At 40.5% G+C, this 12,964-nt stretch carries 12 protein-coding genes and 3 tRNA genes; 6 read left to right on the forward strand and 9 right to left on the reverse strand.

All coding sequences use genetic code 11. The features are described from left to right. The first annotated feature begins 4 nt into the window (after window positions 1–4). The gene (glnD, locus tag FTU92_RS09375; protein ID WP_004971443.1) at window positions 5–2,671 is read left to right on the forward strand and encodes a [protein-PII] uridylyltransferase; all 2,667 of its coding nucleotides are present in this window, start codon (window positions 5–7) and stop codon (window positions 2,669–2,671) included. A 20-nt stretch (window positions 2,672–2,691) separates the two neighbouring features. Beyond that, entirely contained in the window at window positions 2,692–3,861 is a 1,170-nt protein-coding gene (dapC, locus tag FTU92_RS09380; RefSeq protein WP_096902293.1) for a succinyldiaminopimelate transaminase, read from the forward strand. A gap of 372 nt (window positions 3,862–4,233) precedes the next feature. On the opposite strand, the gene FTU92_RS09385 is transcribed toward dapC, so the two are convergent. Together FTU92_RS09385 and msrB are read right to left on the reverse strand one after the other, a co-directional pair. Further along, window positions 4,234–4,713, reverse strand: coding sequence for a glutathione peroxidase (locus tag FTU92_RS09385; protein ID WP_096902294.1), 480 nt, complete (start codon window positions 4,711–4,713; stop codon window positions 4,234–4,236). Next, window positions 4,710–5,129, reverse strand: a complete 420-nt coding sequence (msrB, locus tag FTU92_RS09390; protein ID WP_096902313.1) for a peptide-methionine (R)-S-oxide reductase MsrB — start codon at window positions 5,127–5,129, stop codon at window positions 4,710–4,712. The genes FTU92_RS09385 and msrB overlap by 4 nt, the downstream gene beginning before the upstream one ends. Before the next feature lie 153 nt (window positions 5,130–5,282). On the opposite strand from msrB, the gene FTU92_RS09395 reads away from it, so the two are divergent. Then, the gene (locus tag FTU92_RS09395; RefSeq protein WP_004971448.1) at window positions 5,283–6,518 is read left to right on the forward strand and encodes a pyridoxal phosphate-dependent aminotransferase; all 1,236 of its coding nucleotides are present in this window, start codon (window positions 5,283–5,285) and stop codon (window positions 6,516–6,518) included. Between the two features lie 208 nt (window positions 6,519–6,726). Beyond that, window positions 6,727–7,458, forward strand: coding sequence for a hydroxyacylglutathione hydrolase (gene gloB / locus FTU92_RS09400; protein ID WP_178865518.1), 732 nt, complete (start codon window positions 6,727–6,729; stop codon window positions 7,456–7,458). Between the two features lie 41 nt (window positions 7,459–7,499). Here gloB and FTU92_RS09405 read toward each other — a convergent pair whose 3' ends face one another. Then, the gene (locus FTU92_RS09405; RefSeq protein ID WP_180096146.1) at window positions 7,500–7,772 is read right to left on the reverse strand and encodes a hypothetical protein; all 273 of its coding nucleotides are present in this window, start codon (window positions 7,770–7,772) and stop codon (window positions 7,500–7,502) included. Window positions 7,773–8,192: 420 nt separating this feature from the next. Here FTU92_RS09405 and FTU92_RS09410 point away from each other — a divergent pair, with 420 nt between their 5' ends. Further along, window positions 8,193–8,396: a hypothetical protein gene (locus FTU92_RS09410; RefSeq protein WP_004971452.1), complete on the forward strand. Its 204-nt coding sequence runs from the start codon at window positions 8,193–8,195 to the stop codon at window positions 8,394–8,396. Window positions 8,397–8,640: 244 nt separating this feature from the next. Here FTU92_RS09410 and FTU92_RS09415 read toward each other — a convergent pair. The 5 genes from FTU92_RS09415 to FTU92_RS09435 all read right to left on the reverse strand — a co-directional run bounded on the left by FTU92_RS09415 (window position 8,641) and on the right by FTU92_RS09435 (window position 11,444). Then, window positions 8,641–8,725, reverse strand: a tRNA-Leu gene (locus tag FTU92_RS09415). Between the two features lie 36 nt (window positions 8,726–8,761). Further along, window positions 8,762–8,835 (reverse strand) — tRNA-Trp (locus tag FTU92_RS09420). A 33-nt stretch (window positions 8,836–8,868) separates the two neighbouring features. Next, window positions 8,869–8,953, reverse strand: a tRNA-Leu gene (locus FTU92_RS09425). Window positions 8,954–9,070: 117 nt separating this feature from the next. Further along, a complete protein-coding gene (locus FTU92_RS09430; protein WP_179991187.1) occupies window positions 9,071–9,922 on the reverse strand; it encodes a protein kinase in 852 nt (283 codons plus the stop codon). Then, window positions 9,912–11,444, reverse strand: coding sequence for a DUF3336 domain-containing protein (locus tag FTU92_RS09435; protein WP_180096148.1), 1,533 nt, complete (start codon window positions 11,442–11,444; stop codon window positions 9,912–9,914). Before FTU92_RS09435 ends, FTU92_RS09430 begins: the two co-directional genes overlap by 11 nt. Window positions 11,445–11,629: 185 nt before the next feature. Here FTU92_RS09435 and FTU92_RS09440 point away from each other — a divergent pair, with 185 nt between their 5' ends. Further along, on the forward strand, window positions 11,630–12,502 hold the full coding sequence (locus FTU92_RS09440; RefSeq protein ID WP_096902520.1) for an ATP-binding protein: 873 nt from the start codon (window positions 11,630–11,632) through the stop codon (window positions 12,500–12,502). Window positions 12,503–12,578: 76 nt separating this feature from the next. On the opposite strand, the gene FTU92_RS09445 is transcribed toward FTU92_RS09440, so the two are convergent. Beyond that, a complete protein-coding gene (locus FTU92_RS09445; protein ID WP_004971456.1) occupies window positions 12,579–12,890 on the reverse strand; it encodes a hypothetical protein in 312 nt (103 codons plus the stop codon). Between the last annotated feature and the right edge of the window lie 74 nt (window positions 12,891–12,964).

The following is a 12,964-nucleotide window of genomic DNA, read 5'->3' on the forward strand; positions in this document are numbered from 1 at the left end:
GTCCATGATCATTACATTACCCTTGCTGAATTATGTAAAAAGCAACCATGACATTCAGGCCATTAACCAATGGCGCACCGATGTCGAAAATCAGCTACAACAATGTTTTGAAAATGGACAATCCATTCGTGAAGTGATTTTGGCGCGTTCTAACCTGATTGATGAAGCGCTCACTTTCTTATGGCAACATGCTGAATTAGACAAAACCGATTTGAGCCTATTTGCAGTGGGCGGCTATGGGCGTAAAGAAATGCTGCCCTATTCCGATGTCGATATTATGGTGTTGTCGGAAGATGCAATCACATCAGAACAAGAACAACTTATTTCGACCTTTATTTCGTCTTTATGGGATGTTGGCAACTTCAAACCTGCCACCAGCGTGCGGACTATTCAAGACTGTGTGATTCAGGCAACCAGTGATTTAACTGTTGCAACTGCCTTGATTGAAGCGCGTTTAATTACAGGAAATCAGCAGCTTGCCAAATGGCCGCGTCGTATTGTTTCGCAAACTTGGACAGATAAAACCTTTTTTGATGCCAAAATGGAGGAGCAAAGCAAGCGTTACGCGCAGCACAATGACACCGAAAGTAATTTAGAACCTGATATTAAAAATGCTCCGGGCGGTATTCGTGACATCAACCAAATTGGCTGGATTGCCAAACGCCATTTTCGCGTCAATCGTATTTACGACTTGGTGCATTTAGGTTTTATTTCAGAATTTGAATTGGGTGTACTTGAAGAAGCCGAAAGCTTTTTATGGGAAATCCGTCATCATCTCCATCGTTTAACCAAACGTGATGAAAACCGTTTATTGTTTGATTATCAACGAGATATTGCAGCAACTTTTGGCTATGTTCGAGAAGAAGGTAAACCGCAAAATTACCCGATTGAACAATTTATGAAGCGTTATTATCGCTCTGCACAGCAAGTTTCCACTTTAAATGAAATGTTGCTGGCCTATTTTAATGAGTCGGTCATTACCCCGCGTTTGCCTAATTATGAACGTAACATTGAAGAAATTAATGAAAATTTTAAACTGGTCGATGGCAAACTTGCCGTGCAGCACCACAAAATTTTCTCAGAAAAACCAAGCGCAATTTTAGAAATTTTCTATTTATTGGCCAATCGTCCTGAAATTGAAGGAATTCGCGCACGAACACTGCGCCTGCTGACACTTGCAGCCAAGCGTATTGATCAAAGTTTCCGTGATGATCCAACGCATCAAGCGCTGTTTATGGCAATTTTGCGCTCACCGCACCGCTTGTATAATACCTTGGTGACTATGAAACGCTTAGGTGTATTGGGCAATTACATCCCCGCTTTTGGTCAAATTACAGGTTTAATGCAATACGACTTATTCCATATTTATACAGTCGATGCGCACATTTTACTATTACTCCGCAATTTAAGCCGCTTCAAAGAACCTGAATTCGCGAAAGATTTTCCTGTGGTCAGTTCGGTATTTCAGCGTTTAGCCCGTCGTGACATTATTTATTTGGCTGCGATTTTCCATGATATTGCTAAAGGTCGTCGTGGTGATCACAGTGAACTTGGTGCGGTAGATGCGATTGAGTTTTGCCGTAAACACGGATTTACTGAACGTGAATGTAACCTTGTGGCATGGTTAGTCAAAAATCACTTGTTGATGTCAGTCACAGCACAGAAAAAAGATATTTCTGACCCCGATGTGGTCAAGGAATTTGCCGAAAAAATGGGAGATATGGAGCATTTAGATTATCTCTATACCTTAACGGTTGCTGATATTAATGCGACTAATCCAACACTCTGGAACTCATGGCGTGCATCCTTAATGCGCCAACTTTATACGCAAGCGCGTGATGTCATTCGCTCAGGACTTGGGCGTCCCGTCGATTATCAAATGCTGATTGAAGACACCAAATTTGCGGCAAGCGAGTTACTGGTTAAAGATTTTGAACTCAGTGCTGTTGAAAAAGTCTGGCAAGAACTGGGCGATGAATACTTTATTAAAGAATCTGCCGATGAAATTGCATGGCATACCCGCGCGATTTTGGAGCATGGCGATAATCCTGCACCATTAGTGCTCATGCGCGCGCACCGAAAATCAGCACAAGACGCAGTACAAATCTTTATTTACACGCAAGACCAACCCAACCTATTTGCCACAACTGTCGCTATTTTAGACCGCATGAACCTTGACGTTCAGGATGCACGAATTATTACTGCGACCAAAGCCTTTAGTTTGGATACTTACGTGGTCTTAGACCGTTTTGGCACACTCTTAACAGACCCTGAACGTGAAGAAATGGTGATTGAGGCTTTAGTGAATGCCTTGAGCCAGTCAGATAAATATCCGGGTCTGATGCAACGCCGCATTCCGCGTCAATTACGTCATTTTGACATTGAAAATACAGTAGAAGTGACTTTCAATGCAGCGCTGAATCAAAACATGGTCGAAATTGCCACACTAGATCATCCCGGGTTACTCGCCAAAATTGGCGGCTTGTTTATGATGCAAGGCTTAGATATTCACTCCGCCAAAATTGCCACCCTGGGCGAACGTGCCGAAGATATTTTCTTCGTCACCAAAAAAGATGGTAACCCAATGACAAAGTCTGAAGCAGATACCTTTGCCATCCAGCTCAAAGCTGCTTTAGATGAGGCCTCTAATCAGGTCTGTGGTCAACATTAACTTCAATTTACGGAACATCCATGAACTCAAGTTTGTCCTTATTACATCCTTACCCTTTTGAAAAGCTAAACAAACTATTTCAGGACGTACAACCTGCAAATTTGCCGTTAATTCCACTGTCTATTGGCGAACCTAAACATCCTGCACCTGAATTTGTCAAACAAGCCATTATTGATAATTTTCAGCATTTATCGACTTATCCGAACAGCAAAGGTCTGCCTGAATTACGTCACAGCATTGCCCATTGGCTGACACAACGCTTTCATTTAAAACAAGTTAACCCAGACACTCAAGTTCTCCCCGTTTCAGGTACACGTGAAGCGATTTTTTCCTTCGTACAAGCATTGATTCGACGTGAAGATGCACCCTATGTAGTGATGCCCAATCCGTTTTATCAAATTTATGAAGGGGCAACTTTATTGGCAGGTGCCCAACCTTATTTCATCAATTGCACCGAAGACAATAATTACTTGGGTGATTTTGATGCCGTACCTGCAGAAGTCTGGGAAAAAACCGCTTTATTATTTGTCTGCACACCAGGAAATCCAACGGGTGCTGTCCTTTCAAAAGAACAATTTAAAAAGCTAATAGCTTTGTCAGATCAATATAATTTTGTCATTGCATCTGATGAATGCTATTCGGAATTATGGTTTGACCAAGCTCCTACAGGTTTACTGGAAGTCTGTGCCGAACTTGGACGCGATGACTACAAAAACTGCATCGTATTCCATTCTTTGTCTAAACGCTCAAACTTACCCGGCATGCGTTCAGGCTTTGTTGCGGGCGATGCCAACTTATTAAAACCTTATTTGCAATATCGTACCTATCATGGTGCGGCAATGCCTGTTCAACATCAATTGGCATCTATTGCAGCTTGGGATGATGAACAGCACGTTGAAGATAATCGTCAACAATATCGCGCCAAGTTTGAATTATTTCAAATGGAACTTGGGCATTTACTGCCATTAAAAAAACCAGATGCAGGTTTTTATTACTGGCTCAAAGTCGATCATGATGAAAACTTTGCCAAAATGTTGATGGAAAAAACCCATATTAAAGTGCTACCAGGGCGATATTTATCTCGTGAAACCGCACAAGGTAACCCAGGTGAAAACCATGTTCGCTTGGCTTTGGTTGCAGATTTGGCACAATGTGAACAAGTAATTCAACGTCTTAAAGCGATTTTATAAGTTAATGATTTCAACTAAATTTAAGGCGATCATCTGATCGCCTTAATCAGGGTCTGTTGACATTTCATAAATGGCTTGCGCTGTAGGCTAAAACTGAGCAGATCAGGCATGAAACGCAAGTAATAGCGAGACTATTGCCAAGTTTCATGACGCAATCTGAGAAAGTTTTAGCCACATGAGCAATAACAAAGCACTGCTTTGTTTGCTGCGCAAGGGGACAAGCATATTTTTTGCTGCTATTGCGTTATGAGTCAGTTATTTAGAATGACTAAATTTCCTGTCTCATGCCTTATATCAGCTAAAAAATATGCGTTGTCGCAAATATAGACGAAGTGTCAACAGACCCTAAATTATTTGCACAAGCGCAAGCCTTTATCGTAAAGCCTTTTCAATTTCCGCCTGCAAATCTTCAGGTTTTGTGGTCGGAGCAAAACGGTTCAACACCTTGCCATCTTTGCCAATTAAAAACTTGGTGAAATTCCATTTAATTCCGTTGCCCAAAATACCTTTACTGTTATTGGTCAGGTAACGGAAAATCGCATGTGCTTCAGGCCCTTTCACATCAATTTTGCTAAACATTGGAAAACTGACACCATAGTTTTTTTGGCAGAAGCTCCCAATTTGCTCATTGGAACCTGGATCTTGCCCACCAAACTGATTGCACGGAAAGCCCAAAACTTCAAGACCTTGGTCTTTATATTGTTGGTATAACTTTTCCAAACCCGCAAATTGAGGCGTAAAACCACACTTGCTGGCTGTATTTACAATCAACAAAACCTTCCCTTCATAATCGCTAAAGGCTTTATTTTGTCCATCTAACAACTCAGCTTCAAACTGATAAATGTTGGTCATGGATAATTTCCCTCATCATTTTTTTCTTGTGTTTTGAGTTCTAAAGAAGCCGAATTGACACAATAGCGCAATCCTGTTGGCTGTGGACCATCATCAAAAACATGCCCTAAATGTGCGTCACAATGATGACAAACAATCTCAGTACGCTGCATGCCGTGCGAACCATCCTGATGTTCTTCAATCACCCCAGGCTGGATTGGACGATAGAAACTTGGCCAACCGCTACCGCTGTCATATTTTGTTTCAGATGAGAATAGCGCTGTACCGCAACAACGACAAGTATAAATCCCCTCTTGTTTAGTATTCCAATATCTCCCCGTAAAAGCAGGCTCCGTGCCTTTTTGACGTGTAATCCGAAATTCCTCTGGTGATAACTCTCTTTGCCATTCTCGGTCTGTTTTATTGAGTTTTCCCATCACTAACTCCTTTAAATCTTTGACATTCAGTGTCATGCTTCAGTACTTCCATTTTTACGCTAGACCTTGCAAAATATCTAGCTAAATTTCAGCATAGATTGTGATATTTCAGTAATCTATAATTTATTTATCTTCTAATCATTGGATGGAACTATGTCCGTACTAGGTAACACGACTCCGCGCGAAATAAAAAAATCATCAAAACTTGAGCATGTATGCTACGACATTCGCGGACCTGTGTTACGAGCGGCCAATGAAATGGAAGAGGCCGGTCATAAAATTATTAAACTGAATATTGGCAACCCTGCCCCATTCGGTTTTGAAGCGCCACAGGAAATTATTAATGATGTCGCATTGAATTTGCCTAATGCGATTGGTTATACCGACTCCAAAGGGATTTTCCCTGCGCGTAAAGCGATTTGTCAGTACTATCAGCAAAAAGGCATTTTCGATATGCATGTCAATGATGTGTATATAGGCAACGGCGTGTCTGAACTGATTGTTATGGCGATGCAAGGCTTGTTGGACGATGGCGATGAAATGCTGGTACCAATGCCTGACTACCCGCTTTGGACTGCGGCAGTGAATTTATCGGGCGGTACTGCTATTCACTACAAATGTGATGAAGAAAACTTTTGGTATCCAGACATTGCCGATATGGAAAGCAAAATCACGCCAAATACGCGCGGTATTGTCATTATTAACCCGAATAACCCAACGGGTGCGGTTTATCCACGTCATGTGTTGGAACAAATTGTAGCATTGGCAAAAAAATATGACTTAATTTTATTTGCCGATGAGATTTACGACAAAATTATTTATGACGGCATTGAGCATGTTGCGGTTGCAGCTTTAGCGGGTGATCAACTCTGTATCTCATTTAATGGCTTGTCTAAATCGTATCGCATTGCGGGCTTCCGTTCAGGCTGGATGGCGATTACAGGCGATAAATCACGCGCTGCAGACTACATTGAAGGTTTAGACATGTTGGCGTCTATGCGCTTGTGTGCCAACCATCAGGCGCAGTACGCGATTCAAACAGCATTGGGTGGTTATCAGTCTATCAATGACTTGATTCGTCCGGGTGGTCGTTTATACGAACAACGTAACATTGCATGGGAAATGCTGAACGACATTCCTGGCGTGTCTTGTGTCAAACCTGAGGGTGCAATGTATTGCTTCCCGAAACTTGATCCAAACGTCTATCCAATTGAAGATGACGAAAAGTTAATGCTCGATTTACTCAAAGCAGAAAAAGTTTTATTGGTTCAAGGTACAGGTTTTAACTGGCCAACGCCTGATCATTTCCGTGTCGTGTTCTTGCCTGCAGAAAATGAATTACGTGAAGCAATGACACGTTTAGGCCGTTTCTTGGCAAAAATCCGCTAAGATCAAACCGAATCTCTGTTTTAAAATGCCGTGTTGATCACGGCATTTTTTATGGATTTGATTTTTATTTCTATTTTATCTTTCACCTATTGTTCATCACCAAGCAGTAACACAGCAAAGCGATACTCAGACACTTAGGGATACACTTTTACACGCCCGCAAAAGCATGCTGTAATAGCCACAAGCGATTAAGTTTCAGGAATTGAGCATGCACTACCAAGTCCATCTTATTGATGCGCAAAAACCATCACAAAACTATATTTGGTTGCTTGAACATTGTGCTAGCAAACAAGTGGTGGTGATCGACCCAACCGATGCCAAACCTGTTGAAGATTTTTGCCAAAATCATGGTTTAGAGATCGCGCAAATTTGGTTGACGCATTGGCATCAAGACCATATTGGCGGTGTGCCTGAACTCATTGCAGAACGTAATTTACCTGTTTATGGGCCACGTGAAGAATTGAGCAAAATTCCGTTTATCACGCATCCTTTACAAAACCAAGATCATATCAATTTTCATGATTTACAGGTCGATGTTATTGCCGTTCCGGGACATACCTTGGGGCATATTGTGTATTTTATAGATGCGTTGGATGTATTGTTCTGTGGCGACACTTTATTTGCGATGGGCTGTGGGCGTGTTTTTGAAGGTACATATTTGCAAATGTATCAATCTTTAAACCGCTTGGCAGCGCTGCCTCCGCGTACCCAAGTATATTGCACCCATGAATATACATTGGCGAATGCACAATTTGCACTGCATGTAGAACCCGACAATGTTGCCATTCAAGAGCGTTATCAACAAATTGAAAGTTTACGCATGCTTAATCAACCCACTTTGCCAAGCAGCATCGAACTAGAACTGGAAACCAATCCATTTTTAAGGGCCGAAAGTGTCGAAGAATTTCAGAAATTACGTGAACTCAAAGACAACTTTTAAATTGATGCTTTGATCATAAAGCATCTGATATTTCTCTCGGATTATAAAATCTGATTACTGGCAGCAAACTCATCTAATTGAGTTTGCGTCACCACACGCACAGCATTCATTTCATCGACCCGCACCAAAAGTAAATTGGACAATGCAGGCTGATAACGGCGTGCGCTGCCAAAAGGCGTATAAGCCACTTTGGATTGCGAGGAAAACAGTAACCAATCTTCATGCCCAAGCATCACGGCAACAGGCTCTAGCCCTTGATTTTGCATCTGCTTCACTATGTACTCAGCCTGCTGTTGGATTGTTTGTGCAGTCATGTTTATTTTCCAAATCTTCAAACTCAACCATAGTATAAGCTAATGTCCATTTGGTGCCGACATGCTCCACACTGATATGCATTGCGCTAAATTAAAGCTTTGCATGAAAACAATGGAAAATCTTCATGTGTTCATGCTGAAAATAAATACAGTCTAAAACCAAAAATCATTAACAAATTATTTCCAAGTCATCTTTTGGCAATATATCTAAGACCTTAAAATTAATTACGCCACCTCAGTTAAAATAATAAATATCAATAATTTACAAATAAATAATTCTTTTAAAATATTCTAATTGCTTAAAAGGACTTTAGATTTCTAAAAATCAGTGAAAAAAATGTCAAAGAAATACATTTCTGCCCTTTAAAAATTCAAGAAATATCCCTATTAATAATTAAATAAATGGATAGGAGTTCTCTCGTGAAAAAAGTTGTTAAAGCAAAAAATTTAATTGCGTTTCGTATTTGGTTAGAAAAATTAGGTTATTCAGTCAAAAATTTGGCGGATGGTCACGGTTTCACATTTAGCTTTCAAAAAGAATATGGTTTGGTCACTTGCGAGCTTTCTGGTAATGCTTTAGCAATGAAATTAGGCGAGGAATTTGAAGACCATTTAAAAGCATAAGTACTTATACAATATAGATAAGTATGCGATAACGGTTGAACTTGATAGGATGCAAAAATAAAAATTCAAATCGTATTTCATCAACACTTAAAGATGATCTTGCCCATAACCTGTTTATGGGCTTTTTTTTATACTGAACTTTAAATCTTAAAATACATCTAAGCCTTGTCAAAGAGATGCAATGATTTAAAGCTAAAATAACAGGCAATAAAAAAGCAAGGTCATTGCCTTGCTCTTTAATGTATGGTGGGGACGGAGAGACTCGAACTCTCACACCTCGCGGCGCTGGAACCTAAATCCAGTGCGTCTACCAATTTCGCCACGTCCCCAACATCGGGTACCAACTGAGTTGTTGGATTTTAATTTGGCAGAGGATCAAGGATTCGAACCTTGACGAACGGTTTTGGAGACCGTCATGCTACCATTACACCAATCCTCTGTAACTTAAAATCAAGCTGACTTGATATTTAAGTGGTGGGGACGGAGAGACTCGAACTCTCACACCTCGCGGCGCTGGAACCTAAATCCAGTGCGTCTACCAATTTCGCCACGTCCCCGATGGCTGTGTATATTATAGAGATCACTTCCTGATGACAAGCCTTTTTTATAAAAAAGCACAATGACTGTTTAAATAAAAAACAAAAAACTATTTTTTGATTTTTTCTTAAGCATATTCAGCCACTAAGCCATAATTTCAACTCTGCAATACTCGTTGCACGCTGCGAATAGGACTTTGCCAACATGTGATTCAGCAGTGGTAAAAATGCTTGTAGATGTATGGGAAGTTGAATATGCAATCTTTGACAGTGCAAATATGCCCAATCGTGGTAACTCTTTGCCTGTAAGCGTTGTTGCGTTAACCACTCATAAAAAATAATGCCTAACGCATAAATATCACTTTGTGCAGTTTTAGGCTGTCCGTGAAATAATTCTGGCGCCATATAACGTGGTGTGGCGGTCATCCCCTGACATTGAATATCTGCAACTTGCTGTGCTTGCTCAAAATCTAACAGTTTGATTTGCCCATCTAACTGCACAATATGTTCAGCTTTTAAGTCAGCATGAATCCAACCTAATTGATGTAATGCTTCCACTGCTTCAAAGACACGCAAAAATATGTGTTTAATCGCTTCTGTATATTCAGGTAAATTACCCATCACAAAAACAGCTTGCGCTTCAGGTAAAATTAAAGCACGTGAATAGACCTGTGAATAATGCGATGAAATGTCATGTGAATTACCCTGCGACTGAATATGAATGGGTGCAGCATCCATCAATTCACATGGCAATAAAAAAGATAAATATGATGATTGCGCGTACTGTTTATAAAAGTTCCATTCTTGTGCAAAACCCTGCTCTACTGTCGCATGAACACCTTGTTGTTGGGCTTTCAGCCAATAAAACTGCCCTTGATGTTCAAAACGATAGATATGCCGACCATATTGCAAACTTTGCGCTTTACTGCGCAGCTCGAACTGCGCAGTATCTAACTGTTGAACATCCAAATTTAAAACATTAAACAACACTTGCGCCAGTGCGCATTTCTGCTGCGACTTCGGTGGATACCTCTATTTGTGGTACATTTAATAACAACTCTAAGCAATGTTGCAAAGTTTTACCGACACGTGCATGTGTTTCAATTGATGAAATTTTCGGCCAAGTCGCACGCTCGCCTTCACGCTGTAAAATTTTAAATAAATGTGGTTTCGGGTTTTGCAACATATAGCTGTAATGACGCAGGTTATAGCTTCCTACAATATTCACATCACCATAATAGCGTTGATCGACAATGCCATAGCCATGATCTAGCAAACGACGCACTGGCGGTACAGCTCCTGCGCGCTCACGTACAAAATCCATTACCCCACGACTAATGACTTTGCCCTGACGACGAATAATCCGTTCTGGCCAACTCAGCATATCTTTACGATAACGCTTAATATCATCCTGCATAAAAGGCACTACATGCGGATTGACCTGACTGGCGATGGTGTAGTTAATATTATACAAACGTGCCATTTTTTCCTGTGGGAAATCGCTACGCACACTGCCATCCACCCAACGGGTTTTACCCATATATGGAGTGTGTTCGCCATCATAACGCTTGTTGGTTAAACGTACTGGTGGAAATAAAATTGGCACAGCACACGAGGCCAACACCGCACTCCAAACCAACAAATCTGGCGCAGTGAAGCTGTTCATAATGCGTGAGTCTTGCGATGCATCATAAGGCGCAACCGCCACATTAATATGCAAACCTGATTTTTGAAAAGCTTCTTCAAACGTGGTATCGCCCAAGTTTTTGATCAGGAATTTTTTTAAATAATGCACATCGGCAATTCCACCATTGCCTTTAAGAATTTCGCGCATTTGTCTAAACTGAAATGCTTCGTGGAAAAATGACTCACCACCCAAAATATGCTGTACTTCTTCAGGTTTTGCAATGCCTAGCATTGCAGTCATTATTGCACCCGCGCTCGAACCCGACAGCACTTTAGGCATTAAATCCTGTTCAAGTAAGGCCTTACAAACACCTGTATGAAACAAACCTAACGTTGCCCCACCAGAGAACATCAAGGCAGGTTGTCCGTATGCAGTTTGGCATTGCTGAAAAAACTCTATTTTTTCTACTTTGGTTAAAGCCTGACATTCATCTGAAGCGACAAAAGCCAAACTTTTACTGACTTCATCCACATAATCTTCAATAATTTTTTTAGTACCCACATAGGTTGCAGTAAACAACATCGGATGGGCAATATTGGCTATGTCAAAAGTTAAACCTTCACGCAAAATATAAATTAAATCGTGACTGCGTTCGGTGGTGCGATAACGGCGTAATAAATTTAAACGATGCGAGATAATTTCCGCATCAAAATATGGCGAACTGTTGTCATATTTCCATTCTTGCGCACCAGTTTCTTCATCTATACGAATGGCAATACTTTTCCATTCTTCATACGATTCGGCATTTTGAATTTGGCGCTTGAGTTTTTTTATGCGATAGGCTTGATGCGGATTAACATCTTCGGTGAAATCTTTAAATAACATAGCATTCCTCAATCCGTTGGTTTATTCGCAGCACTACGCTTGCCTATGCCTACTATACACAACAATATCTAAAAAATTGTAATACGCGTCAATGACTCGATTCACACTTTGATTGTCAAATCTAGGTCAATTGCGCTAGTCTTAAAGTGTAGCAATCTGATCTGCATTTTTTAAGCTGAATTATCATGGCAAACCTAGATTTACCCGACAACATCTTATTATCACTTTCTCATGTACTCCAACAACTACAGCAAAGTTTACCTGCTTTAAAACAAGAAACCGACTTTTCCGCCATCGCATTCAAATGGCAAGATCGACAATTGATAGCGATTCAACAACCAAGAAAAATTGATTTAGATGATTTAAAAGGCATCGAAAAGCAAAAAGAAAAAGTCATTCAAAACACCTTGCAGTTTTTAAATGGCTTACCTGCCAATGATGTGTTACTTACAGGCTCACGCGGTACGGGAAAATCATCTATTGTACGTGCCCTATTGACCGAGTATGCCAATCAAGGATTACGTTTAATTGAAATTGAACGCGATGATTTGTCTGAATTGCCAGAAATTCAAAAAATCATTCAGCATCGTCCTGAAAAATTTATTGTCTACTGTGATGATTTAGCTTTTAACGCAGAAGATGAAAATTATCGTAGTTTAAAAAGTGTTTTAGATGGTTCATTACAATCAGGTTCCAGTAATTTTATTATTTATGCAACCAGTAACAGACGTCATCTATTACCTGAATTTATGCATGAAAATACACCTGTCACTCGTGTAGATGTACCGCAATATACTGAGTTGCATCCTCAAGAAGCAATTGAAGAGAAAATTTCACTGTCTGATCGCTTTGGTCTATGGCTGTCGTTTTATCCAATGGATCAAAATCTATATTTAGAAATTGTGGAGCATTATTTACACAAAGCCGAAATGCCAATGACTGCCGAAGTACGTGCAGAAGCATTAAGATGGTGTCAGGCACGTGGACAGCGTTCAGGGCGTGCTGCCTATCAATTTTCTAAACACTGGATTGGCTCGCAGCAACTTAAAGCACTTTAAATATTTTAATGGGTTGTTTGCATATAGAAGATAGTCAGCAACCCACTCTATTTAAACGCGCTAAATGACTGAGCGACTACTGACCTTGTTCTGCAGCAATCCGTGCCAATGTGTCTTTATAAAATTCTTCGCCATGCGCCTGCATTTCTGCCACAGTCGGCTCTCCTACATATACTTCTTGCGGTGCTGTCGCTTCAGGTGTGATAGCCGAAGGATGAGTTGCTGCAGTAGTCAAACGAGTCGGTACTTCGACCTGTTGGGCTGTCACTGAACTCGGCTGATTTTCTGTACTATTTATATTTTGCTGTATTGACTCAGCGCCCTCGCAAGCGGTCAATACCATCATCCCCATCACACAAATAATGCAAAATGTATTTTTAAATCGCATGTTTATCTCAATTGGTTTTATATTAAATATCTACCAAAAATCATAGTTTAAAGTTGCAAACACAACAATTGGAC

It is taken from the genome of Acinetobacter sp. YH12205, assembly GCF_013418125.1.
Taxonomy (GTDB): domain Bacteria; phylum Pseudomonadota; class Gammaproteobacteria; order Pseudomonadales; family Moraxellaceae; genus Acinetobacter; species Acinetobacter towneri.